The 23,130-nt window shown below is 44.5% G+C and carries 24 protein-coding genes; 1 reads left to right on the top strand and 23 read right to left on the bottom strand.

Translation table 11 applies throughout. The features are described from left to right. Positions 1 to 138: 138 nt before the first annotated feature. From ACESPU_RS07095 to ACESPU_RS07045, 11 genes are all read right to left on the bottom strand, one after another. On the bottom strand, positions 139 to 2,121 hold the full coding sequence (locus ACESPU_RS07095) for a glycoside hydrolase family 97 protein (RefSeq protein WP_146375857.1): 1,983 nt from the start codon (positions 2,119 to 2,121) through the stop codon (positions 139 to 141). 34 nt (positions 2,122 to 2,155) lie between these two features. Beyond that, on the bottom strand, positions 2,156 to 3,427 hold the full coding sequence (locus tag ACESPU_RS07090) for an MFS transporter (protein WP_005860621.1): 1,272 nt from the start codon (positions 3,425 to 3,427) through the stop codon (positions 2,156 to 2,158). An 11-nt stretch (positions 3,428 to 3,438) separates the two neighbouring features. Next, positions 3,439 to 4,365, bottom strand: coding sequence for an ROK family protein (locus tag ACESPU_RS07085; protein WP_005863941.1), 927 nt, complete (start codon positions 4,363 to 4,365; stop codon positions 3,439 to 3,441). Positions 4,366 to 4,380: 15 nt separating this feature from the next. After that, positions 4,381 to 5,103, bottom strand: a complete 723-nt coding sequence (locus tag ACESPU_RS07080; RefSeq protein WP_057317643.1) for a galactosamine-6-phosphate isomerase — start codon at positions 5,101 to 5,103, stop codon at positions 4,381 to 4,383. A 6-nt stretch (positions 5,104 to 5,109) separates the two neighbouring features. After that, the gene (locus ACESPU_RS07075; RefSeq protein WP_005863943.1) at positions 5,110 to 5,916 is read right to left on the bottom strand and encodes a DUF1080 domain-containing protein; all 807 of its coding nucleotides are present in this window, start codon (positions 5,914 to 5,916) and stop codon (positions 5,110 to 5,112) included. A gap of 98 nt (positions 5,917 to 6,014) precedes the next feature. Further along, complete coding sequence (locus ACESPU_RS07070) at positions 6,015 to 7,559, bottom strand: Gfo/Idh/MocA family protein (RefSeq protein WP_057327059.1); 1,545 nt, start codon at positions 7,557 to 7,559, stop codon at positions 6,015 to 6,017. A 72-nt stretch (positions 7,560 to 7,631) separates the two neighbouring features. Beyond that, complete coding sequence (locus ACESPU_RS07065; RefSeq protein ID WP_005863947.1) at positions 7,632 to 9,200, bottom strand: RagB/SusD family nutrient uptake outer membrane protein; 1,569 nt, start codon at positions 9,198 to 9,200, stop codon at positions 7,632 to 7,634. Positions 9,201 to 9,219: 19 nt separating this feature from the next. Beyond that, complete coding sequence (locus ACESPU_RS07060) at positions 9,220 to 12,363, bottom strand: SusC/RagA family TonB-linked outer membrane protein (RefSeq protein WP_008773298.1); 3,144 nt, start codon at positions 12,361 to 12,363, stop codon at positions 9,220 to 9,222. A 264-nt stretch (positions 12,364 to 12,627) separates the two neighbouring features. Continuing rightward, positions 12,628 to 13,602, bottom strand: a complete 975-nt coding sequence (locus ACESPU_RS07055; protein WP_048926879.1) for a FecR family protein — start codon at positions 13,600 to 13,602, stop codon at positions 12,628 to 12,630. A 70-nt stretch (positions 13,603 to 13,672) separates the two neighbouring features. Further along, positions 13,673 to 14,143 carry an N-acetylmuramoyl-L-alanine amidase gene (locus ACESPU_RS07050; protein ID WP_009016469.1) on the bottom strand — a complete coding sequence of 157 codons (471 nt, stop codon included), beginning with the start codon at positions 14,141 to 14,143 and terminating at the stop codon, positions 13,673 to 13,675. Then, entirely contained in the window at positions 14,140 to 14,574 is a 435-nt protein-coding gene (locus tag ACESPU_RS07045) for an HU family DNA-binding protein (RefSeq protein ID WP_048926878.1), read from the bottom strand. Before ACESPU_RS07045 ends, ACESPU_RS07050 begins: the two co-directional genes overlap by 4 nt. Before the next feature lie 184 nt (positions 14,575 to 14,758). Between ACESPU_RS07045 and ACESPU_RS07040 the strand changes: the two genes are divergently transcribed. Then, complete coding sequence (locus ACESPU_RS07040; RefSeq protein ID WP_005863959.1) at positions 14,759 to 15,874, top strand: ATP-binding protein; 1,116 nt, start codon at positions 14,759 to 14,761, stop codon at positions 15,872 to 15,874. Between the two features lie 75 nt (positions 15,875 to 15,949). Here the strand turns inward: ACESPU_RS07040 and ACESPU_RS07035 are convergent, their stop codons facing one another. From ACESPU_RS07035 to ACESPU_RS06980, 12 genes are all read right to left on the bottom strand, one after another. Further along, a complete protein-coding gene (locus ACESPU_RS07035; RefSeq protein ID WP_008773300.1) occupies positions 15,950 to 17,161 on the bottom strand; it encodes a 6-bladed beta-propeller in 1,212 nt (403 codons plus the stop codon). Positions 17,162 to 17,168: 7 nt separating this feature from the next. Beyond that, a complete protein-coding gene (locus tag ACESPU_RS07030; RefSeq protein WP_229103509.1) occupies positions 17,169 to 17,555 on the bottom strand; it encodes a hypothetical protein in 387 nt (128 codons plus the stop codon). A 108-nt stretch (positions 17,556 to 17,663) separates the two neighbouring features. Continuing rightward, positions 17,664 to 18,383 (bottom strand): 6-bladed beta-propeller, encoded by a 720-nt coding sequence (locus ACESPU_RS07025; protein ID WP_229040570.1) that lies wholly within the window; start codon positions 18,381 to 18,383, stop codon positions 17,664 to 17,666. A gap of 153 nt (positions 18,384 to 18,536) precedes the next feature. Beyond that, positions 18,537 to 18,677 (bottom strand): hypothetical protein, encoded by a 141-nt coding sequence (locus tag ACESPU_RS07020; protein ID WP_005863964.1) that lies wholly within the window; start codon positions 18,675 to 18,677, stop codon positions 18,537 to 18,539. 16 nt (positions 18,678 to 18,693) lie between these two features. After that, on the bottom strand, positions 18,694 to 19,857 hold the full coding sequence (locus ACESPU_RS07015) for a 6-bladed beta-propeller (RefSeq protein ID WP_048926877.1): 1,164 nt from the start codon (positions 19,855 to 19,857) through the stop codon (positions 18,694 to 18,696). A 39-nt stretch (positions 19,858 to 19,896) separates the two neighbouring features. Then, positions 19,897 to 20,187 (bottom strand): hypothetical protein, encoded by a 291-nt coding sequence (locus ACESPU_RS07010; protein ID WP_005863966.1) that lies wholly within the window; start codon positions 20,185 to 20,187, stop codon positions 19,897 to 19,899. A gap of 69 nt (positions 20,188 to 20,256) precedes the next feature. Beyond that, complete coding sequence (locus ACESPU_RS07005; RefSeq protein WP_005863967.1) at positions 20,257 to 20,478, bottom strand: hypothetical protein; 222 nt, start codon at positions 20,476 to 20,478, stop codon at positions 20,257 to 20,259. Beyond that, on the bottom strand, positions 20,468 to 20,935 hold the full coding sequence (locus tag ACESPU_RS07000) for a hypothetical protein (RefSeq protein WP_227154314.1): 468 nt from the start codon (positions 20,933 to 20,935) through the stop codon (positions 20,468 to 20,470). Before ACESPU_RS07000 ends, ACESPU_RS07005 begins: the two co-directional genes overlap by 11 nt. A gap of 248 nt (positions 20,936 to 21,183) precedes the next feature. Beyond that, positions 21,184 to 21,411, bottom strand: a complete 228-nt coding sequence (locus ACESPU_RS06995) for a DUF4248 domain-containing protein (protein ID WP_005863971.1) — start codon at positions 21,409 to 21,411, stop codon at positions 21,184 to 21,186. After that, complete coding sequence (locus ACESPU_RS06990) at positions 21,398 to 22,012, bottom strand: DUF6633 family protein (RefSeq protein WP_081024259.1); 615 nt, start codon at positions 22,010 to 22,012, stop codon at positions 21,398 to 21,400. The genes ACESPU_RS06995 and ACESPU_RS06990 overlap by 14 nt, the downstream gene beginning before the upstream one ends. Further along, positions 21,915 to 22,526, bottom strand: coding sequence for a DUF4373 domain-containing protein (locus tag ACESPU_RS06985; protein WP_048926875.1), 612 nt, complete (start codon positions 22,524 to 22,526; stop codon positions 21,915 to 21,917). The genes ACESPU_RS06990 and ACESPU_RS06985 overlap by 98 nt, the downstream gene beginning before the upstream one ends. A 422-nt stretch (positions 22,527 to 22,948) precedes the next feature. Next, positions 22,949 to 23,130: hypothetical protein (locus ACESPU_RS06980; protein ID WP_373133223.1), on the bottom strand; the 182-nt coding region annotated here is incomplete at its 5' end.

Here is a 23,130-nt window from a genome sequence, read left to right as displayed (position 1 = left end):
CTCCAATACTTGCTTTTATCCGAAAGCTTTGTGTCTTGTTACTGCACGGGCGTTGCAGCGTTACTGTATGGGCGTTGCAGTATTACTGCATCAGCCTTGCAGTACCACTGCAACCCGGGTTGCAGTGGGTGGATTGCGTCAGATGGGTTGAATATGAAAGACCGATCCTCCGTCGGAGGCCAGCGGAAGGGTGATTTTATCCCTGTAGGTGATCTCCTTAACCTCTTTTACGAGTTTGTTCGAGTCTATATTCGTATCTTCAGCATCTTTATAGATCGTTATCTTATATTTCTTGTCCTTATCCAAGAACTTGAGGTCTACATCGATACTGCGTGCTTGGCTGTTATTGATCGTACCGACAAACCAATCCTCTCCCTTTTTGCGGGCGATCGTTACGTATTCATTGACGGAAGCGTTCGGAACGACTGTTTGGTCCCAAGTCGTAGGCACGGCTTTCAGGAACTCGAATCCCGGTTGTCCCTCGTAAGCCTCCGGCGTATCGCAAATCATGCCGAGATAGCTCTCTAATACCACGTACATCGCTAACATATGGCAACGGGTACTCATTACGTAAGGGTTACGTTCTTGGTTCTTGAACTTATCCCTTGGCAAAGAGCGGAAACCACCTAAATGATAATCTGTCGCTCCCGCTAATAAACGGGTAAAAGGCATATGGATGTCATGATCCGCATCGGTATCCTTGTCCCATTTACAATGCTCATAATTAAGCGTACCCTCGCGGGTGAACTCATTGGGATAGGTACGGTTCAATCCAGACGGCTTGCAAGCTCCGTGGAATTGCACGAATAGATGATGCTTGGCCGCCTTCGCCAAGAACTCTTCTTGGATGCGGATCATCTCTTGATCGTCTCGATCCATGAAATCGATCATCATACCGGCGATTCCCCATTTCTCGAATTGGGCGAAAGCCTCGTCTATCTTCGCGTACAGAGGCTTCCAGTTGGTCCATAAATGGATACGTACGCCTTGGCTCTTGGCGTAATCGCAAATCTCCTGCATATTAAGGCTCGGAACGACTTTCAAGATGTCCGCTTTCGGGCCCGGAGAACCGAATCCGGCTCCATCCTCGTCATACCAAGCTTGCTCGGCGTTCCCGTAGATCGAGTGATAATCCAATCCGTTACGGGCTACGAAATCAATGTAATATTTATTCGTGGGTAAATTGTTTCCGCCAAGGAAAGTCGTATCCGGAACGACATTTCCGTTCCACCACGTAAAAGTAGTCTTACCCGGCTTAATCCAAGACGTATCCTCTATCTTACAAGGCTCATTGAGATTCGTAAGGATATTGGACGCTATCAAGGAACCGATTTGATCGCTGATCATCAAGACCCGCCAAGGGGATTGATGGGGTAGGGATGCCTCTACCTTGATACGCTCTTGTCCCAGTTTAGGTGATAGTTTCCCGAGAAGAGCCCCGTTTTCTTTCCATAGGTACATACCGGCGTAATCACGAACCGCCGCCTCGGTAATCGCCATATAAACATGGTTCGGGAAAGAGAACAGGGCGGGCATATCCATCAATCGTTTATTATCCATGTCGGTATAATCCGTGACCGTATATTTACCTTCGTGGGAACTTTGGTAGTTGGGGAGGAATAAAGTGGTTACGTTCGGGTTACTTTGTAGGTTGAAGGTGGTTCCCTCGTCATACATGATATACGAATCCCATCCTTTTTGCTTCGGAAACTCATAGCGGAAGGCGATACCGTCATCGAAAGCCCTTACGACCAGATTAATCTTGCGAAAAGGCTGAACGGTTTCCTCTAGCGGGATGATTACCTCTTTGGAAAGGCTATGTATATGTTTCGCCTTACCGACGATCAATTCGTAGGTCTCTTCCTTCGTGCTGAACACGGGTTTGTTGATCTTTACATTTTCCCCGAACGCCCCATTATCGAAAGTCAGCGTCAATGGGGAGTCTTGGATCAAGGTCTGCTTATTAAATGTTACGCTGTATACCGGGCTATTCTTATCCAAAGCCAAGGAAAACTTGATCTTTCCGTTTGGAGAAGCCAACCGCACGCTTTTATTCGCATATAAAGAGTGAGCGCAAAGTATAAAAAATGCCAGAACGAGGTAGATTGATTCTTTTTTCATGGATGATAATTTTATAGGCCAAAGATATACATATTTATTTTGTACGGTTTAACTGCTTCAACAATTCCTTAAGACTGACGGTCTCATTCTTGACCAATGGTTTTGCCCAATAGGAAATACTCAAGATATAGCCCAGCGTGATAAATAGGAAAAACATGGAATAGCGCAACCCGATCAGATCTCCAAGTCCACCAATGATGAACGGAATCAATGCCCCACCGAAAATACCCGTACACAAGATACCGGAAAAAGCCCCATGATGCTTATCCACGGAGTTAAGGGCTAAGGCGAATATCACCGAAAACATGATCGAGATCGAGAAGCCGCAACAAGCGAAAGCGATAATCGCTACTTGCGTAGGACCGAAGAGCGCTATCGCTAAATTAAAGATCGCTATCATCGAGAAGATACGTAACATCAGCTTTGAGTCGATTAACTTAACGATCACCAATCCCAACAAGCAGCCGATGGACATCAATCCCCAGAACCAAGCAACCGTAGTAGCCCCGGCTCCTTCCGGGCTGACCCCATGATACATATTCAAGAAAAGGCTCATCCAATTCGCCAATCCTTGCTCGGTTCCCACATAAGCGATAATCCCTAAGAAATAGAATATAACTTGTTTTTGCCTAAGCAATTCCTTATAATTCTGTACCGTTCCCGCCTTCTCATCTTCCTTTAATTCTACTTTCGGGAATTTGACATAAGAGATAACCACTAACATGATGACAAAAACAATCGTAAAGATAAAATAGAGCGAGCTCCAAGGTAAGCTCTCCGGCGTTATCCCTTTGAGGAAACGGATGAAGAAGTCGTTTGCCGAATCCTCACCGGTTAATTTCCGCATAAGTCCGGCCAAGACGAACGGGCTCATGAAAGAAGCGGCCCCGAATACGATCTGGGCCAATACCTGATTAAAGGCATATTTTTTCTCTCCACCCGCCTCACGCATCAAAGGCAATATGATCACCTGTAGCATCGCCATGCCCAGACCGATAGCGAAAAGGGAAGTTAATACGATAGGGTAGGTCGGGAATATGACGAAAAGCCCCGCACCCAAAAACGCCAGACTGAAAGCGATCAATAAGGAAATCTTTCCCCCGAAACGCTCGATGATCATTCCTGCCGGGATCGACATGATGCCATATGCCAAGAAAAACGAGAACGGTAAGAAAGCGGCCAATGTCAGGCTCAGCCCAAAACTATCGATAATCATCGGTAGCATAGGGCCTAATATATTGGTAACAAAAGAAATGACAAACCAAATACACAAGATGAGGAGTACGATCCAATTATTCTTATTCATGATAGATAGATTCAATGATTAAACACCAATGCCGCCGCCCCGAGGCATCCGGCCTTATTTCCTAATCGGGCAAGCTCGATAGTCGTGAAGTACGAGGTTTCCTTCATCACGTATTTCCCGACCTGCTCCCGTATATTGTCAATGTAGAAATCTCCGGATTCCGAAATGCCTCCGCCGATAATCACCTTTTGCGGAGCGAAAATGTTGATAAGGCTCGCTACGCCTAGGGACAGATTCCGGAAATGATCCTCCATAGCGAGTACGGCCTCTTTCTCCTGAGCTTTATAGCGCTCTACTATATATTTTCCATCGATACGGGAAGGTATCTCCCGTCCGTTCTTCTCCAATAATTGCCGATATAAGGCGATCAACGCACTTACGGAAGCGTGTGCCTCTAGGCAACCGGACGCTCCGCAAGTACATTGATTCCCATTCAGACCATGAATAATTAAGTGCCCAAGTTCGGTGCCCCGATTCCGGTAGCCGCCATAAAGCCGGCCGTTCAAGAACAAGGCACCCCCTATGCCGGTACCCACCGTCAGGAAAACGATATCGGAGAGACCTTTAGCCGCCCCATATATCACCTCGCCCAACCCCATAAGGTTTGCGTCGTTGTCGATGAATACCGGTAGATTAAATTCCGCTAACGCAAGATCCAATTGTTGGTTATCTAGTTCAGGAAGATTATTGGCAAAGAGAACCACCCCATTATCTACTACGGAAGGTACACCTATGCCAATTCCGTAAATCCCCCAATCCCGGGAACGGGCGTAGTCTGTCATTTTCCGTACGATACTTTTTATGGTATCGGATAATGGGCGTGGATTCTCTTTTGATTGTGTGGTTTCCGACGATTCGTAAAGAATGTCGCCATTCTGGTTCACAAGAGTATATTTTATGCTTGTTCCTCCAATGTCTAATGCGATAGCGTATTTCATGATAATTGTAAAAGCTTAATTAGAACTATGCGCCGCTTCCCCGTCGATCAGGCAAATCACGTTCGGGTGCAGCCACAATAAGGAGGCCGGCAACTCCGTCGAGATCTTCTGTTCAAGGAAAGCTTGAGTAATCTCCCTTTTCTTTATCCCGTTGATAAGAAGGATAATCAGGCGTGACTGAAAGATATTCGCCATGCCCAATGTCAGTCCGTATCCCGGTTTCTCCGTATCCCCGGCGATCATGGGATGTTGCAAGGATTTCTGGGACAGATGAGCCACATGGCAATTCGTATGCAAGGAAGGAGCCGGCTCGTTCAAGGCGATATGGCCGTTCATCCCTATTCCTAATATACAAATGTCGATAGGGCCTTTTTGATCCAGTATCTGTTGGATCCGCTCACATTCCGCCTCAGGGTTCTCCGGATCGCTTTGGAACGCTATATACCGGTCTTCCGGGATTTGAAGCGGACCTACGAAATAGTTCCGTAGATACGACTCGCACGTACCCGGGTGGTCCATCGGGATCCCTCCCCATTCATCAAGCTTTAGTACCGTGAATTGGGAGAATAATTCCGGTTGGCGACCGGCTTCCTCTACCAGCAACTCATACATCCGGGTAGGAGAGCCCCCAGTGGCGGCACAAAGCGTAAGTGCCTTGTGCTGCCCTAACTCTGAGGTAACAATCTCTTTTGCCTTAAGGCTTAATGCCTCATAAGATTGACAAATCTCTATTCTCATACGATTTTAGAGCTCTTTGATTCGGATATTGCGGAAGCAAACACCATAACCGTGGTCTTGCATACCGATGTAACCCGGTTGTTTTCCGCATTGTAGCATCAAGTCGTAAGCTTCCGGGCATTTCTCCGGACTCGTGCTGAACTTGCTGAACTTACTATGATCCACTAACGCACGCCATACCGGTGTACCGAACTGGAATTCCAGCACTTTCACGTCGTTCATGTAATGGATCACGCGTTGGTTATAGACAACGATTCTCGTCTTGTTCCAGTTTCCGTACGGTTTTACGGGTTGTGGATCCGGCATAATCATGTCATATACGGCACCGGCCTGACGGTTACCGTCGCAACCTTCCCATGCGTCCGGCATATTCTCGTTGTCGAGTAACTGATATTCTGGGCTGGAGTAATAAATAGGTGTACCCTCAATTTCTTGCGCTGTATAGAAGATACCGCTATTACCGGCCTTGTCGATCTTCCATTCGATCTCGAAAACGAAATTTTTGAACTTCTTGTCGTAGATCAAGTCGCCGAAGCCCGTGTCTGCCTTATTGTCGCTACCTTTATAGGTGATCGATCCGTCTTCAACCACCCAACCTTGGGGTACATCCTGACGGCAATAGCCGCGCCATCCGTTCAAGGTCTTGCCGTCGAACATGGTGATCCACTCGCCTCCCGTAGGGATACCGTCGCTATCGAGGGCTTGGGTTTGGGCGGTTTGCGTTCCGGCATCGTTGGTATTACCGCCGGAGGTACATGACAAGGCCGATGCGAATAAGGCTACGGCCATAATACTGCTATAAATCTTTTTCATCGCTATTATGAATGTTTGTTGTTTGTTAGAAACTTGTTAGATAATTATTAGGAATTTGTTAGGTTCCTGTTAGGTTACCGTTAGATTCCTGTTAGCTTTTATAACTTCAGGTCTTCCCATCCATCGCGGTATTTCCGCTTGATGAATTGGTTCGCCTGCTCGAAATTGGTGATACGCATATTCGCTCCATCCCATAGGAAAGTCTTGTTTCTTCCCGGATAGATGAAGCCTTCACGCTCTCCGTAGATCGAGTCGTTATGTTTCACTTGTTCCCGGATATTATGGCTCCGTAAGATCAAGTTACCCATCAATACGGTCTCCGTCAACGGACCGGCGTATCCTTCGAACGGAGATTCTACGTCCGCCTTGTCGTACCCTGCGATACAAGAGTCGATCCATGCCCAATAGTGGCCATTCGTACCCCCTTCGATACGTTTATATTTATGAGGAATGTTCACGTCTTTGTCGAATAAAGGTTTCTTGTTCGCCTTTACCCCCTTCGGCCAGAATCTTGGATCGGAACCACCCCAGCCGCAAGAAGCCATACCTTTCGTACCTACGAATACGGTTGCGCCTTCCACGTCCATCATATCCAAGTCTCCCATCGTGCAGGTCATATCGGCATCTGGGTCGATCTCCTCGAAACGTTCCGGCATGATACCGCCGTCCATCCAATATAGGCTCAAGTCGCTTCCGTCTTTCTTCTTGAATTTATAACGGATCGAGCTGGCTACCGGGCAACTTTCAGGATAATAGGCTTCTTCGAAGATTCCGGAGTAAACATTGGTCGTGCTGCAAGAAACCTCGGTCGGATAACCTAATTGAAGCAATTTGAATGGAGGGCCGATGATGTGGCAACCCATATCTCCAAGAGCGCCTGTACCGAAACGCCACCAACCACGCCAGTTGAACGGAACCAAATTATCCACATAGTCTACATACTCCGCTGTTCCTAACCATAAATCCCAATTCAAGCCTTTAGGAACAGGCGGTTTCTGGTTCGGCCAAGGAATACCTTGTGGCCATACGGGGCGGTTGGTCCAGCAATATACTTTCTGGATGTCACCCAACAGATCTGCCTCGAGCCATTCACGAAGGGTACGCATACCGTCGCAAGAGTTACCTTGGTCACCCATCTGGGTCACGACCTTATATTTCTTGGCAGCCTCGGTAAGGATACGTGCCTCGTAAATATCGTGCGCGATCGGTTTTTGCAGATATACGTGCTTACCCATCCGCATAGCGCCGAAAGCTTGGATCGCATGGTTATGATCCGGGGTGGAGATACATACGGCATCGAAGTTCTTACCTTCCTTCTCGTACATCTCACGGAAGTCGTTAAAATACTTAGCTTTTGGATAGGTCTTGCGAGCGTCGACAGATTGACGGTCATCCACGTCGCACAGACAGGTGATCGCCGCGTTCTTATGCGGCGTATTCATTAAGCTACCCAAATCGGCGGCTCCCATACCGCCGCAGCCTATTTTTGCGATATAAAGCTTATCGCTGGGAGCTACATGTCCTAATCCCGCTACGGTAAAGCTGGGCAGGATCGTAAGGGCGGCAGCGCCTGTGGCTGCCATCCCAAGGAATTCCCTTCTAGAGATTCCAGTCGGACTGGATTGTTTATTTACCTCTTTCATAAATTTGTTCATATTATGATTAATAATTGAATTGGGGTCTAAAGAATTGATATTAAAAACAGACTGATATGATTAGAATGCCGGATATCCCGGGTTCTGAACCAAATTATTGTTCTTCTGCCAAGCCTTGAACGGGATCGGGAAGATCTTACGATATTCCGGAGTCTGTTTCGGCTTCATATATCTCGGTTTCAGATAAGTCCCGAAGCGGATCATATCTTGGCGGCGGACAAATTCGAATGCCAACTCATAACCACGCTCGTTATAAATATCATCTAATGTCACGCTCGTGTAATTATGATCGGAATTACCATAAGCCCTTTCCCGGATAGCGTTTACCAGACGAGTAGCTTCACCGAGATCCCCGCCCATGCGAACCAAGGCTTCCGCTTTCATTAGGTATACATCAGCCAGACGGAAAATAGCGATATCGTTCTCCATATTGGTATTTTGCATGCCTTTCTCATATACCCACTTATTGATACGTGCGCCGTCTTCTTGGTGAACTTCGCCCCACGGAGTTAAGTTACCGTCCGCATCGGTTTTCTCTGTTCCCGGTACCACATTTAAGTCGATCGTATGGATCAAGTCATGTCCTAGGGTCGTTTTCAAAATCTCTCCCGTGCTAGGGTCGATCATCGGGCCGATCAAGAACGAACCTTCGTAACGAGGATCTTCCGTATCAAATGTACGAACAAAATCCGGTTGGGCGTTGATACCGTTCCACATACCGCCGGTGAAACCTAATACATCGGGATCCAGATAATGTAATGTCCAAAGATGGATAGAGTTGCCCCACTCATCGGATGCCTTGTAGCAGATCGGGAGAATGATCTCCCGCGATACCTCGTTATGAACCTCGAAATTGGTTTTCCAATTCGGTTCGATGATATATTCGAGTTTCATGATCTCGTCGCATTGCTCCACAACACCTTTCCAGTTCGGTTCACCGATCCATTCCTCGGCGTTGAGGTACATCTTCGCCAATACCATGCGGGCTGCACCTTGCGTAAACTTACCGTAGCTGGCATCTGATACATCGGAGCGCAAGTTCGGGATGATCTCGGTTAATTCCTTAACCACATATTTATAAATGTCCGCACGGCTTGTGCTGGAGGGCAAGGAGGTATCCTCAAAATCTGTCACTAGTGGAGCGTTACCGAAGATATCTACGATTACATAATACCAGAAAGCGCGTAATCCTCTTAACTCGGACAAGTATTGAAGCTTAAGCTCATCGCTCATGGCTTCGCTTTTCTCTATAATATTATATACGGAGTTAACCGTAGTTAGGCCTCCCGTACAATAATCCCAGCAATTTTCTACAGAGTAAGAGTTCGGTTTCCAGCTATGCATACATTGTTCCATATACTGTCCACCGTCCCACCAGTCACCACCTACACGTGTCGGTGCCATCAAGATATCGGCTGTCATATCGGCCGCCCCCCAAGGACCGTCGTAGGCTAGCATATTTTTCAAAGATTGATATGCCGGAGCCATGATTGCGTTGATCTGCTTTTCCGTTGTCCCGAATTCGTCGGTAGGAAGTTTGTCGTATACGTTCTCGTCCAAATCCATGCAAGAGACAAGCGCTACCGGAGCGAGTACGGCACATATTATATTTTTGAATAATCTTTTCATGATCGTTACTGTTTATGTATTAGAAATTCAAGTTTAATCCAACAGAGAATGTGCGTGCCTTCGGATAAAATTCACGAGGTTCTACACCCGGGGTTAAACCGTCTCCTGAATCCATAGGGACTTCGGGATCAAGACCTTTATATTTCGTGATAACGAATAGGTTTTGTGCCGTGAAATAAACACGGATACCGTTCAAAGCTTTGATCTTATATCCTAAAGTCAAGTTGTCGAGACGCATAAAAGATCCTTTCTCTAAATAATAGTTGGAGAATCTAGGAGTTTCGCTTAACGTATAGGTCAATGGATCGTCCAGCGCATTCGTTCCCGGCAGGAATCCGGATTGAGCGTATGCCATGCGGGTCGCATTCAATATATCATTACCGATCGTTCCACGCAAGAAAAATGATAAGTCAAAATTCTTGTAACGGAAAGAGTTGGTGATACCGTAAGTCAATTTCGGCTGTGCGGAACCGATGTAGTCGTAATCCGCCGGATCGGAAATCTCGCCGTCGCCGTCTTTATCTACCAAGATATATCTACCGTTCTCGTCAATACCGTTACAAACCAAACCGTAGAATTGTCCGATAGGGCGTCCTTCTTCCAATACGTGCGTACCACTGGAGCTTCCACCCCGGATGAATACGTCACCTAATAAGATCTTATCCATCGTGAATACATCGTTGGATAAACGAGTTACCTCATTTTCATTGTGAGCCAAGTTCAAGGAAATGTTCCAGTCGAAATCCTTTGTGCGGATAGCGTCTGCGTTCAAACTCAGCTCGATACCCGTATTACGCATATCACCTACGTTTGCCATGATCTTATTATATAAATAAGGAGGGGTTGGTACCGGATAGGTATAAAGCATGTCAGAGGTCTTTTTGTTATACCATTCGATACGACCTCCTAGGCGGCTATCCAATACGGAGAAATCAAGTCCGATGTTCAACATCGCTGTTTGTTCCCATTTTAGGTCCGGATTGGCGTTCTGGCTGATCTTATAAGAAGGCAACCAAGAACCGGTATCATAATATACACCATCTGTGCCGTAAAGCTCGAGGGTTTTGTAGGGGTCCAATCCTGTTTGATTACCAGTGATACCATAACCGACACTTAACTTTAAGTCGTTAAGCCAGTTTACTTTTTGCATAAATGATTCTTGGGTGATATTCCAACCCACGGAAACGGAAGGGAAGGTACCCCATTTGTTATTCGTTCCAAATTTGGAAGAACCATCCCGGCGTACGGTAGCTGTCAACATATATTTCTCATTGAAGCTATAATTGGCTCTTGCGTATAAAGAGATCAGGCGACTTTGCCATTTCTCAGACTCCGCGTCTCCGGGGTTCAGGTTTTGTCCTGCGGCCAAATTGTTAGCGCCTAATAAATCAGTGACGAAACCACGGGTCTGTACGTGAGTCTCCTCATAGTTCTCCTCTTCCCAAGAATAACCGATCAAGGCATTGATCTTATGCTTATTGAACTCGGCCGAGTAATTGGCGGTCCATTCCATCAAATCCTTATCACGCAATCTCGACCAACGTTCGGCCTTACCGCCATCGTTGTAGCCGGCTTGAGACTCGATGCTACTGTATTTACTCTCATCTTCCGTGTTCCGGCTTTTAGCTAAAAGAACTTTAGCCTCTAAGCCATCGATAATCGTATAACCGACATCAGCGGTTCCATAGAAATTATTGATGCGGTTCTTATGTGTATTCTCTTTCTGGTTACGTACCGGGTTTCCTTGGTCGTATTCACGTGTGTCGAACCAAGATCCATCCTCTAGCTTAACCGGACGTACGGGAATCATATTGTAGGCAAGCAAGAAGTTTGTCGTATTTGTCGGTGCGTTATCCGTAACGGTAGCCACGCCGGTGATGCTTACTTTCAAACGATCCTCCAGCGCACGTTGGGAGAATTGGAAACGGGCGTTGTAACGGTTCATGGAGTTATCGCGTGCGATACCTTCACGTTGCATATAAGAAAGGGAACCTCTATAGTTATGGTGTGAACCACCTCCTGATAAAGACACGGCATGATCCTGTTGGAAACCGATTCTCGTGATCTCGTCGAACCAATCCGTGTTCGCTCCCATGTCAAAATCCTTACCATCCTTACCCGGGGTAGAGGAAGTATAGCTACGCCATTGGTCCGCCGTCAGCAGATTCGGCTTGTTGGCCAAGGTAGATACACCGAACGCTCCATTATAAGCGATGGTCGGTTTGCTGGCGTAACCTTTCTTCGTAGTGATAAGGATAACACCACCCGCTGAACGGGAACCATAGATAGCGGCTGAAGACGCATCTTTCAAGATAGAGATAGATTCGATATCCTGCGGATTAACCGTAGACATGTCCATGCCCGGTACATTATCGATAACAACCAACGGACCTTGGTCCTTTTGCAAGGTTGACATACCTCTTAATTGAATCGTCGAGTTGCCCGTTACGTCGCCGGAACCCGTATTGATCGTTAAACCTGCCACCTTACCTTGTAACAAATCCGCTGCGTTACGAGTCAGACCTTGGTTGAAATCCTCAGCGGTCACATTGGTGATAGAACCGGTAATCTCACGTTTTGTCTGTGTACCGTAACCTACTACGACTACCTCGTCCAGTTTTTGAGTGTCCTCTTTCAGGTTTACATTGATCTCGTTTTTGCCGCCTACCGGTTGCAACTGTGTCATGTAACCGATATAGGAAAACTCAAGGGTTGCGTTTGAGGATACTTCCATCATGTATTTACCGTCCAGATCCGTAATCGTACCGTTGGTCGTGCCTTTCTCGACAACGTTAGCGCCGATAATAGCGTTTCCTTCCGCATCTTTAACGACACCGGTAATACGTTTTTTAGTTTGCTGGGCGACAATGTTTTTATTAAATACATTGATATTCCGTCCTTCGATCGAATATTTCAAACTCGTGTTGCGTAGTGCTTGCGATAAGATATTTTCTATGGACTTATCGGTTGCGTTCACGCTCACTTTTACGTTCTTTACGTCAGAATCCACATAGAAGAATAAGAAATCGCTTTGTTTTTCTATAATAGCGAATAGATCGGTTAGCGGGGCCTGATCCGTCTTCACGGAAATCGTTACAGATTGTGAATAGGAATTAGTCGCTACCGCTTGGAACAGTGTCAAGAAAAGTAAAATAAAGGACATTTTTAGGACCGAGAGCATTTTTTTTAAGTCTTTGGACCTAAAAGACCTATAATACGAAACATTTTCCATATTTTTGTACTGATAAAAGGTTGATAATATGCGTCTGCCACAAAATTTGGTCGTGGAGTAGCAGAAGCAGGAATTAATTCTTTTTAATGGGGCCGGCTGTATTTTTGCAGCCGGTTTTGTTTTTTTTGAAAGATATGATCCGTGTTATCTCATAGGCATTGCTTGTTTTTTTTAAGATGTGTTGATATTTTTATTTTATTGAATATAGTAAGTTCCATCTCTTTGTGACCATTTGATCGGCAAACTGCGAGATATTACTTGTAAAATCTCCTTTAAAGATTGATCCTCGCTGAATGTTCCGGATACAGTGACATTCGGGTCCATCAGTTTCTTGTTTTCTATATGGATCGGGATCTCGTATTTTTTCTCAAGCTCATTCAGCAAGGTACAAAGCGCTATTGATTTATACTTTAGCAAGCCGTCTTTCCATGCCAGATTTTCTTTTGCGTTGACGGATTGGATATCAATCTTGTTCGTTGAACGGATGAATGTAAGTTGCTGGTCGGGAGCTAGTAAGACTTGTTGTGTCGGGCTTTCGAAACGGATAGACCCTTCCAGCAGGACGGCTGTGATCTGATCCTTCCCTTTATCGGCTTTTACACTAAAGGTCGTTCCTAATACCCGTATGGAGGCATTTCCCATATCGACGATGAAAGGTCTTTCCGGATTTTTCGCCACCTCGAAATAGGCTTCTCCTTCCAAATTAACCTTTCGCTGATCCGTACCGTATGCGTCAGAGTAGGTAAAGCGACTATTCCGGTTCAAAATGATCTTCGTACCATCATCCAATGTAAAATGAGATTTATTTTTATCGGTTATATAGGTATAGAATTGCTGAACCTTCCCTTCCCGGGTATTTAAGTGCGTCGTAGCGAAAAACAGAACAAGAAAGGCGATTGCCGCCGCAATGGGAGTAGCGATGAAACGGATCAGCCTCAATCTCTTTTGCCTGCTTTGATCGTCGATCTTCTTTCTCAAATTATCGAGGGACACATTAGGCATTAAGGAATGGCTGAACGAGACTTCCGCATCCCAATAACTCTTTAGCAACCGAAATTCTTTTTTGTTCTTTTCGTCTGCGTTCAGCCATTCGCTCAGCGAAAGAAAATCTTCCGAGGAGCTGTTGCCACTTAATATCCTTGTGATAATATGATCTATGCTATTCTCCATTTTAAGTTGTTTCTATACTAATAGTCGCAACCAAATTTGAAAACCCTTAGTGGGAGCATAGATTTTTTACTTATTTTTTTCGTAGCTCATACACGAGTTCTTTGTATTCGGGGATCGCGTTGAATGAGGGGCATTGTTTGATCCATTCATCCGGCGAGATCGTCCCGTCTCCGTTTAAGTCCTCCGAGAGATCCCGGTGCCCACAGACCCATGAGCCGGGAAAGCAGATTAAGAGATGCCGGATCAAACGTAACAACGAGGTCTTTTGAGCCTGTGTGCGGGTATCCCGTGGCTGTCCGGTGATGTCCAGTCCACCCTCGTAGCAAATCCCGATGCTGTGTTTGTTGTGTCCTCTCGCATGAGCCGGAATTTGCTCTAGCGGGCGCAGGTTCACTACTTCTCCCGATTTACGGATGTAGAAGTTGTAACCGGCACGGAGGAATCCCCGTGCCTTATGGTCACTCTCCAGTTGCTCCGGGCTATAATCCGTATTCTCACGGGTTGCCGAGCAATGAATCACGATCAGGTCAATTTTTCTCATATCTCGTCCGGGCTTTCGCTATCAGAATCTGCGCTCTTTTTCGTAACCTCCAGAGGCTCGAAATTCACCTCATTGCGGGTAGTCCGCAGGGCCGAGCCCGGGAAAAAGATAATACGTGCCCCCTTTATCTTGGTGGCGTCGAAGTCCTCGGGCGTATTCGTTCCTTCGGAGTTAATAGACATACGGAAGTTTCCAAATTCTCCCAATTGCACCACGTTGCCGGAGGAAAGTTCCAGATCCATCGCCCAGTTTAATGAATCGAGCACCGCTTTCACGTCCGCCGACGAAAGCGTGGAGCGAGAGCAAATCAGTTTACATAATTTGTTGAGGTCCGAAGTCCCCGACGTTTTAGCGATCGCGTAGTTCTTTACTGAGTCTTTCTCTGCGCCGTTCAATACCTTACGCTTTACTACTTTAAATTTCACTGCCATAATTTTGAATTTTAAAAGGTTAATTACTAATGACAATGCAAAGATAGAGCCTCTGAAAAACGGGAATCGGCGAGTGTCGGTGAGTGTCGGGATATGTAAGTAGTAGTCGGTTTACTTGTTATTCTGGTTTTTTATTACGTAATTTGCGTTACGTGAATTGCGTAATGCAAATAAGATGCTGAATATGAATAATCCTTTTTTAATAGTTGGTTATCAAGGTCCAGAATATTTTTGTGATCGGGAGAAAGAGACTGAAGTGATTTTATCCGCTCTTCATAATGGGAGAAATATCACGTTGGTAAGCCCTCGCCGTATGGGAAAGACCGGTTTGATCAAGAATGTTTTTTATACGCTACAAGAAAAGGAGAAGAATGCCAAGTGCTTCTACTTAGATATTTTCTCTACTCAAAATTTGCGTGAGTTTGTCGCTTTGTTGGGAAGGGAAATCTTAGGTAAGCTGGATAGTCTCTCTCAATCTACGCTGAAGACCTTGCTTTCTTTTTTTAAGAGTTGCCGTCCCGTGATAACAATGGATGAGTTATCGGGCATTCCGTCTGTATCCTTGGATATCGTCCCTTCGAAAGAGGAGGAGACGCTGAAGGAGATTTTCGACTACTTGCGGCAGTCTGGAAGAGAATGTTATCTGGCTATTGACGAGTTCCAGCAAATCATGGAATATCCGGAGAAAGGGGTGGAAGGCCTATTGCGTTCTTATATTCAATTTTTGCCGAATGTTCATTTTATCTTTTCGGGGAGTAAAAAGCACTTGATGGAATATATATTCTTCTCAATCAAGCGCCCCTTCTATCAATCCACCCAAAAATTATTTTTAGACAAGATCAGCAAGGAGGTGTATTTTTCCTTTGCCCATTCTTTCTTCGAGAAGGAAGGGAAGGAGCTTCCGGAAGAAATATTTGATAAGGTGTACACATGGGTAGATGGGCATACTTGGTATGTGCAATATCTTTTGAACCGTCTCTTCGCTTTACCGGAAAAAACACTTTCTCCGGAGCTTCTTGATTCTCTCATGATGGAGATCTTACGGGAAGAAGAATATACCTACCAGACTTATTTCCAATTGTTGACATTTAATCAAATCCAGCTATTGAAAGCGATCGCCAAGGAAGGGATTGTCCGGGAGGTCAATGCTGCCGCCTTCATCAAAAAGTATGATTTGAAGGCGGTGAGTAGCGTGAATACTTCCTTAAGGATCTTAATAGATAAGGAGTTTATATTGAGGCAACCGGATGGGTATATCGTGTATGATAGGTTCATGTCTATTTGGCTCAGCCGGATATGACAACGGATGAAAAATATTTAGTTGACACAGTTTGCTCGTACTACCAAAAATTATTCCATTAATATTATGATGGGATTATCTTCTTTGCCCAAATGCCAAAATATTTGTTCTCTTTTTTCTACACAACACGATCAGTTGATTTGTGTCCTCTCCCCAACTTTCGAACTGTTTTTGCAAGGTAGGGGATAGGGTGCGTTTCTTATCCTTTATCCATTGCGCTAGGTCGAACCATTCCATGGTCGTAATGTATAGGTCGTTAGTACTCCAACGAGGCCAGAAATTGGGGCCACCTAAAATATCGTCGGTGATTTTCATCCCGTCCTCATTTTTCACAACAAAACCCTCCCTCTCTTTTTTATCGTAAATCACGAATTTGTAATCATTCTCATTCTCTCCCCGTTGAGTCTGCTTTTGCCTGACTGCGGTGAAAAAGAAGTAACGATCGTCTTCCTCCAATCTTGGTATATTCCAATAATTAATCGCATTTTTGTTATATGCGTCCTCGGAATACCAAGCCTCGTACTCTATGGGCATCTGGTATTTACCCATATCTAGATAGAGATAAGGTCTCCATTTTGTTCCCGATAACTGATATACGGTATCTCTTGACGAGCGGGTTTTCATATAAACATTCTCTTTATATTTCGAGAATTCTCTCAATTCAGAGGAGGAGACAAAAGAAAATCCCTCGTTGAGACTCTCTATCCCATAATTCGGATTGGGCATGACAGTAACGGTATCACCCGCTAAACTCAATGCGCAAGCCATATATTTATCTATATGCATACAAAGATTACAAGTCCATAATACAGAATCCACAAAGACTATATTAAAAAAGTAATCATTAATTTTCTCCTTCCGAAGAAAATTTCCATCGTAATCATAATATAAGATCTGTTGCGTATCCGCATGGATGATCTCTTTTCGAGTAGGATTTATATCTATGCCTAGAATATAGAGATATTCGTCGGGTCCTTGTCCTTGACGGCCTATCTGTTTAACGAATTCACCGGTTCTCGTAAATTTGTAAATTCCTTGCCTTGTGTGAATCAACCAGAAATTATCACCGCAGACAATGTTTAAGATGCGGGAGATTACGATATCATGTGGAGTCTTCAACTCTAAATACTCAATGGTATCGGCTATCTCGGAGATTTTCATCTTTTGCTCTGTCTCTATGCATCGCTCGAAAAGTATGGTTCGCAACTTATCCGGATTCTCTGGGTTTCGATTGCATCCTACCGTTAAAAGTATGCATATCGCTGAGATTGTGATTATGGCTTTCATGTTTCTTTTATTTTGTTTTCAATTTTCCTATAAAGACGATACAATTATCATCATCGGTAATTCGATTATTCAACTCTTTTACTTTTCTCAACACCTCCGGAGATAGTTTTTGATTGGAAATCAAAACTTTTTCCAATTGCTCTTTTAATGCGTAAGGTTCCATGATCGCAGTGAAATAACCTCGATTGAAGGACGGATTGGTAGGCCCATCTATATTCCCTAGCATATTCCATTTCAAATTCACGAAACAACCTTTAAGGCTTTGTTTGTCTACTAGGATTTTCGGGAAACGGGGTAACTCATTATTCCAAGAGGTTTGCGTATACCAAGTGACTAGAAAGTGATTGGGCAGCTCCGTGAAATAATGGCAGATCGGCTCATGACCCGTATGCATCGTAAAAACAGGGTGTAGCGTATTCGAGTCTATGTCATAATGATAAAGTGTGTCTTGCGAGGCTATACAATTATGAAGATAGAAGTCGGAAGCGTTGGTATTCAAGGACTACCGTACCTCATAATCGTAAGTGCTTGGGATCAACATGAATTGGTCGGAGACCGGATATTCTTGGATGATATTGCCTTCGAAATCCTGTGTCCAGATCAATGCGGTGGGAGTTCCCTGAAAAGGTATGCACATGACGGTTACTGTTTTTTTCTCGTCATTGATAACAAATCGTCCTTTATGGGTTATATAGGCCAGAGGAATGTGTTTTTGTGGCTGCCCGTCGAGGTCAAACACTAATATCTTAGAGGCACGAATCTCCATTAGATAGATTTTATTATTATTTTCATCTAAATACTGATCATAAATAGATAAGTTATATTCATCCGGCCCTTGTCCTTGGGAGGAGATCTTTCTGATGAAATCCCCATTACGGTTATAGAGCTTACAAGAAGAGCCTGCCCTAAAAGATTTCACTAAAATATAATGGTCACTCACGGCTATATGGGTATCTTGTCCTGCGGCGGTCAGTGCGTCTTCCGAATTTTCTAGGCGAATAACTTGAAAGGAAGATAGCAAGGAGCTTAATGGTAAATTGAATGTATCCTTTACGGAAGAAAAGTCTAAATTAGTCACCGGATCTCCTTGCAGATTAATAACCTGTGCTATGACCGGGCAATTATCCAAGGTCAACTTTCTGGATACATTTGTCTCTTTATTTCCGCATGAGGAAACAACCGTTAGTAACGTGATCGATACGTAATATATGATTTTATTCATGCGTTTTTTTATTTAAACAATGAATATTACACAAGTTGAATCATTCCATGAAAATGGAATGATGATTTGTGTTTACAGAGTCCTCACGACAAACATATACTTCTTCCTGTATATAAGCAAATAATATCTCCGATATTTTCGTAAAGGTGTTGTCTAGCATTTATTGAGGCTCTTTTTGTTGGTAGTAAAGCCCTCTATGTTCACCTCAGATCGTTCCAATGCCTTATCCGGATGACGGCATCCTTCGTGTTGGCGTGATTCCCTATGACCACCAGCTGATGAATTGTTTTCCATCACTGTTGATATTTTTTTACTTTTTAGATTTCACCAACATTACCACCCGATTGTCATCCTCTTCCAATGTCGCGGCCACTTCTTTTAGTTTGCCTTTCAACTTTCCCTTTTGATAGTCCCGGCAAAGATCGAAAGCGTTCAGGGTAGCCCATGATTCACCTTGGGCATTGATAGGGGTCAGCATAACCATATAGAATTCATTTTTAGAAGTATAATCTCCATTGTATATAATATACCTAGAAAACTCCTTTTCTTGGGTATCATACACAAAGTAGGTTTTAGGGAATCCTTCTTCTTTCCTGAAATCATATACGTTTTTTATACCTTCCATGAAATAATAGCGATTGGATATCAACCTCGGAATCAAGAACACTTCCGGATCCATGGTATGGATAGGTGGCGTTCGTGCGATAAACGGACGTAAACTGCAATCGGGCATCAATGTGTAGATCGTATCTGATGAGGGTTCTAATAGAATCCAATTACCATTAAACGGAGTGATTCTGCTGTAAGATCCCGGTCCGGCAGCTCTTGTACTATTTTCCATCCGTAAGACTTGAAAAAAGTACTTCTTCTCTTTAAAGGAAGGTCTTATTTCCTTGGTTATGCTCCCGTCCTGCTTCGATACGAGCAGGAAGGGTATCTCAGCATTGATTTCATCGTAACAAATCAGATTTTCTTTGTCATAATTGAATATTTCCCAATAGAACTGAGAGTCACCTTCTGTTTTCTGCTTCAAACTGCGTTTAAAATTTCCCTCTAAATCATAAACCTTTATTCTTTTCTTATAGTGATCATTTATAAATATTTCATTGTTTTCTTCGTCCAACGTAACACATCTAAAATTTATATATTCTTCCCCTCCTTGTCCTTTACGGTTTATCTTACGGATGGCCTTTCCGCTCCGGTCATATACGAATATATTCCCATCATTATTATAATTTGCCACTATTATGTATTTTTCACCAACCGCTTGTACATATCCCTGATTAATAAACTCATCGTTTGTTTCCAGAGGAATGTATTCCACATCCATGAAGTCTTGCAGTACCAGTTCTTTTTTGGTTGAATAACTTTCATTTACATCTACGGTAATAAACTCATCGGTCGATGAATGACTGCCTCCACACCCTGTCACTACAAACAGGATGGTTACTCCTATAAAACTGAATGTTTTCATTTGCCTATTATTTTATTTATTGTTTATTCCGCTATTTTTTTACATGACATAGGTTAGAACGTCTTTTCTTTTGCTCAAGGTTATACATTTATTCTTTTCTGTTTCCAGCTCTTGTTCCAGACGTGCTTTTTCTATGGAATCATGCGATAACTCATAGCGTTTGGATAATAAAGCCGCTTGTTCCCACTGTTTTTGTGCCAAGGCGCTATCCGGATGTTGGGGCATTAATCTCTCTACCTTCTGGAAGATTGAAGGGTGATGGTTTGGCCTATCACAAGAAATAAAATAGGTTAAGCCTAGTATTAAGAGGTAAACAAAGGTTTTTCTCATAAGTCCATTATATGTAAGGGGTAAAAGTAATAAAAAAATTTATACTATCACCTACCGTTTTCTTATTTCTTAATAGTTCCTTTTCTCCTTATATTTGTAATCCACCCCGAATAGGGCGCCGGCGAAAGTGGAGACCTCACCGAAGCCGATTAATACGGAATTATGGATCTCTCCCGTGGGGCTACACCAGAATCCCATGAACAGCAGCGAGAGGCCGGCTAGGCATAACATCACGGCTACTGTTAATTGTATATTTATTCTTTTCTGATACTTATTTCTTTTATGGTTCATAGGATGAGTTTTTATTTTGTCGAGGTCGTTTTTTGAGAATCACGATGAGGGCAAGGCCCGGCGCTAGCCATAGCCACCAAGGGGTCGCCTGTCTTTTTCGCTCCTTGCTCTCCTGCGATACGTGCGTGGCGGTACTGGTTTGCGTGGATCGTTGGGCGCTGGATAGGGAAGAGGTGTCTGTTGCCGATCGCCGGGATTGTTCTTGCAGGGTGGCGGTGGTCACGGACAGCGGATATTGCCGCCCGGAACTGTCGGGGGAAGAGAAGGTTACTTGGCGCAGGGTGGCCGATAGGTGATTCCGGCTGTCGCTTTTGGCTTGGCGAAAGAGATGGTCGATACGGATTGCCGAGAGGGAGTCTTTCTCGTGTTTATACAGCCTTTGCTTGTTATCTCGTGAAACCGAGCAAGACAATGCGGATAGGATAATTAGCCCGATACATACAAGTTTATTCATCATTTCTTTTTTCCGCAAAGGTAAGAGACTGAAAAAAGGGCAGTCGGTCAGTGTCGGTCAATGTCGGGATTTGTACCCGAAAAAAAGACGTACGTATTTTCGGAAAAAGTCGTACGTGTTTTTCGAAAAACATGTACGTGTTTTTTTGAGAACATTTACGGCCGTGATTCGCTCGAAAAAAAGAGTTGGATTACGGGAGAAATCACCGTTATGCCGTTAATAATGGAAAATTGATAATTGAGGCTTGGAAATTAAAGATTCCAATTCTCGGGGTCACCCATATGATCGACGATGGTCCGCACTTGCAAGGGCGTGTAAAGGCGGATGCCTTTACGATAGCCGATGGCTTCGAGGGCAGACAGTAGCTCCGGGTCCCGGCGGATGAAACGGGTCAATTGCGTGGAGGCCGAGGAGGGGAGTACGTTCGGGAAATATAAAAGGGCCAACTCTTGATGGCCATAGATTCTATTCGTGTTCATGGTGTTGCTGTTTTTGTTCTTTTAATCTTAAATACTCTTCATACGTGATACCACTCGAGGAGGGGGTGGTCGTGGCGGGAGCTGCCGTGTCCGGTTGCCGGTAGCGGACGCTCTCTTTCCGTCGCTCGTCCATGAATTGCAGGAGCGAGGTCGTGATGGTCAAGGCATCCACCGATCCGTAGAAGCGTCCGTACCGTCCGCATTTCAGCCGGTGGAAGAAAAGGAGTATCTCGGAAGCCTTTAAAAATGGGTACTCTGTGAGAATCAAGGCTGACAGCTCTTTTTGGCGGCTGACGGGCATTTTCTCTTTTACCCCCGCGAACAGGTTTACGTTCTCCAGCTGGATGCAGATCCATACGATAGCTACCGGTTCACCGTAGCCGACGGCTATCGTGGCCAGCGTAGGGGCCGTGCCCGTATAGGTCCGCTCCGGGTGACGGGCGGCGGCGATCTGTAGATCGGGGGTGAATATCGATAGGAAACCTTGGGCGTCTCCGTATCGTTTACGCATGTCGGCTAGCGCTTGTGGCGTTGGCTGCCATTTGGAGTAACTCGGCTCTGCGGCCTGCCTCTCCGTTATCATTTGAGGTCGAATGTTCATTTCTAGCTTGAATTTTTGTTACCGTGTTTGTTTTATTTCCTTTTCCTTTTCCTTTTGGGGCTGTTTCTGTCGCTAAAACCGGGGTTTCTGTAACAGGAACCGATATTTCTACCGTAGAAATAGGGGCGGTCTCTTCCCGGATTTCCCATTCGGGGGAGATACGGGATATGCTCCGCTTGTTGATTTCCCGATAGCGGGATTGGATTCCGAAAGATGTGAGGATTCCTTGCAGGGCGAATAGTTCCTGATTAAATAATCGGATCTCAACACAAAATCCGATGATCTCACGGATCTGTTCTTCCTTCAGATTGAGCGTAAATCCGATATCAAAACAGAAATCGTCCGTGTATCGGATGTAATATCCCGTGGTGCCATACGCTTCACACAGGATCGCCATGTAGGTGGAGAAACCTTCGCATCCATAATTTTGAAATAAGCGACGTATTTTTCGATCGGACAGCATATCGGTGTCCAGTGGAAAATAACTTAATCCTTTCTTGATTGGTCTCGACATAATTTTTTAATTTAGTGTGGCATTCAGATTAGTTTCCCGTACGAGGGATGAAGAAATAGGTTTAAGGTTCGGCTAACAAACTCGAAAACGAAATTCGACACTCTCTTCCAACTCTATTTTGATGCGAACTTAGTTATTTTAGATGAATATAGACTCTAAATAGGGTATCCTATATTATAATGTACCCGATATCCGTTGCCGTAAAAAACTTGAAAAATAATGCCCGATAAATTTGGACCGTATGTTTTATAGCATTACTTTTGCACCCGCATTCGAGAGAGAACGGCGCTTCAGAAATGATGGAAACGTGGAGGTATCCTTGGGTAGGGGATGAGGTTGGCTGGGCCAAGCGATAATTTCCAACCGCCCGGAGATCGACGAGAGAAAATAAATCGAGAATTTTTCACCGAAAAATTTGGAGATTAAAAAAAAGTCCTTACCTTTGCAGCCGCAATCGAGAAACGATAGCGAGAGAGTTCTTTGAGAGATTTACATAATTCAACAAGTAGTACAAGTATAGGAGAAGAAATTTTCCGGATTGATACCGTCAAAGAAGTATGACTTTGGACTACAATAACGGATTCCGGAGCGAGGATAATAAAAC

It is taken from the genome of Parabacteroides sp. 20_3, from assembly GCF_964238835.1.
Taxonomy (GTDB): Bacteria; Bacteroidota; Bacteroidia; order Bacteroidales; family Tannerellaceae; genus Parabacteroides; species Parabacteroides distasonis.
The sequence above is the reverse complement of the archived record's forward strand: the minus strand, read 5'-3'. Positions and strand labels throughout refer to the sequence as shown.

What these genes read in the sequence shown, in the direction of transcription:
- ACESPU_RS07055 (WP_048926879.1), bottom strand. Translation starts at nt 13,602, where the DNA reads ATGGAGAATAGCATAGATCATATTATCACAAGGATATTAAGTGGCAAC.
- ACESPU_RS07035 (WP_008773300.1), bottom strand. Translation starts at nt 17,161, where the DNA reads ATGAAAGCCATAATCACAATCTCAGCGATATGCATACTTTTAACGGTA.
- ACESPU_RS07010 (WP_005863966.1), bottom strand. Translation starts at nt 20,187, where the DNA reads ATGAGAAAAACCTTTGTTTACCTCTTAATACTAGGCTTAACCTATTTT.
- ACESPU_RS07005 (WP_005863967.1), bottom strand. Translation starts at nt 20,478, where the DNA reads ATGAACCATAAAAGAAATAAGTATCAGAAAAGAATAAATATACAATTA.
- ACESPU_RS07020 (WP_005863964.1), bottom strand. Translation starts at nt 18,677, where the DNA reads ATGGAAAACAATTCATCAGCTGGTGGTCATAGGGAATCACGCCAACAC.
- ACESPU_RS07065 (WP_005863947.1), bottom strand. Translation starts at nt 9,200, where the DNA reads ATGAAAAGATTATTCAAAAATATAATATGTGCCGTACTCGCTCCGGTA.
- ACESPU_RS07050 (WP_009016469.1), bottom strand. Translation starts at nt 14,143, where the DNA reads ATGAGAAAAATTGACCTGATCGTGATTCATTGCTCGGCAACCCGTGAG.
- ACESPU_RS07060 (WP_008773298.1), bottom strand. Translation starts at nt 12,363, where the DNA reads ATGTCCTTTATTTTACTTTTCTTGACACTGTTCCAAGCGGTAGCGACT.
- ACESPU_RS06990 (WP_081024259.1), bottom strand. Translation starts at nt 22,012, where the DNA reads ATGAACATTCGACCTCAAATGATAACGGAGAGGCAGGCCGCAGAGCCG.
- ACESPU_RS07085 (WP_005863941.1), bottom strand. Translation starts at nt 4,365, where the DNA reads ATGAAATACGCTATCGCATTAGACATTGGAGGAACAAGCATAAAATAT.
- ACESPU_RS07015 (WP_048926877.1), bottom strand. Translation starts at nt 19,857, where the DNA reads ATGAAAACATTCAGTTTTATAGGAGTAACCATCCTGTTTGTAGTGACA.
- ACESPU_RS07025 (WP_229040570.1), bottom strand. Translation starts at nt 18,383, where the DNA reads ATGAATAAAATCATATATTACGTATCGATCACGTTACTAACGGTTGTT.
- ACESPU_RS07030 (WP_229103509.1), bottom strand. Translation starts at nt 17,555, where the DNA reads ATGCATACGGGTCATGAGCCGATCTGCCATTATTTCACGGAGCTGCCC.
- ACESPU_RS07090 (WP_005860621.1), bottom strand. Translation starts at nt 3,427, where the DNA reads ATGAATAAGAATAATTGGATCGTACTCCTCATCTTGTGTATTTGGTTT.
- ACESPU_RS06985 (WP_048926875.1), bottom strand. Translation starts at nt 22,526, where the DNA reads ATGTCGAGACCAATCAAGAAAGGATTAAGTTATTTTCCACTGGACACC.
- ACESPU_RS07040 (WP_005863959.1), top strand. Translation starts at nt 14,759, where the DNA reads ATGAATAATCCTTTTTTAATAGTTGGTTATCAAGGTCCAGAATATTTT.
- ACESPU_RS07080 (WP_057317643.1), bottom strand. Translation starts at nt 5,103, where the DNA reads ATGAGAATAGAGATTTGTCAATCTTATGAGGCATTAAGCCTTAAGGCA.
- ACESPU_RS06995 (WP_005863971.1), bottom strand. Translation starts at nt 21,411, where the DNA reads ATGAACACGAATAGAATCTATGGCCATCAAGAGTTGGCCCTTTTATAT.
- ACESPU_RS07075 (WP_005863943.1), bottom strand. Translation starts at nt 5,916, where the DNA reads ATGAAAAAGATTTATAGCAGTATTATGGCCGTAGCCTTATTCGCATCG.
- ACESPU_RS07095 (WP_146375857.1), bottom strand. Translation starts at nt 2,121, where the DNA reads ATGAAAAAAGAATCAATCTACCTCGTTCTGGCATTTTTTATACTTTGC.
- ACESPU_RS07070 (WP_057327059.1), bottom strand. Translation starts at nt 7,559, where the DNA reads ATGAAAGAGGTAAATAAACAATCCAGTCCGACTGGAATCTCTAGAAGG.
- ACESPU_RS07000 (WP_227154314.1), bottom strand. Translation starts at nt 20,935, where the DNA reads ATGATGAATAAACTTGTATGTATCGGGCTAATTATCCTATCCGCATTG.
- ACESPU_RS07045 (WP_048926878.1), bottom strand. Translation starts at nt 14,574, where the DNA reads ATGGCAGTGAAATTTAAAGTAGTAAAGCGTAAGGTATTGAACGGCGCA.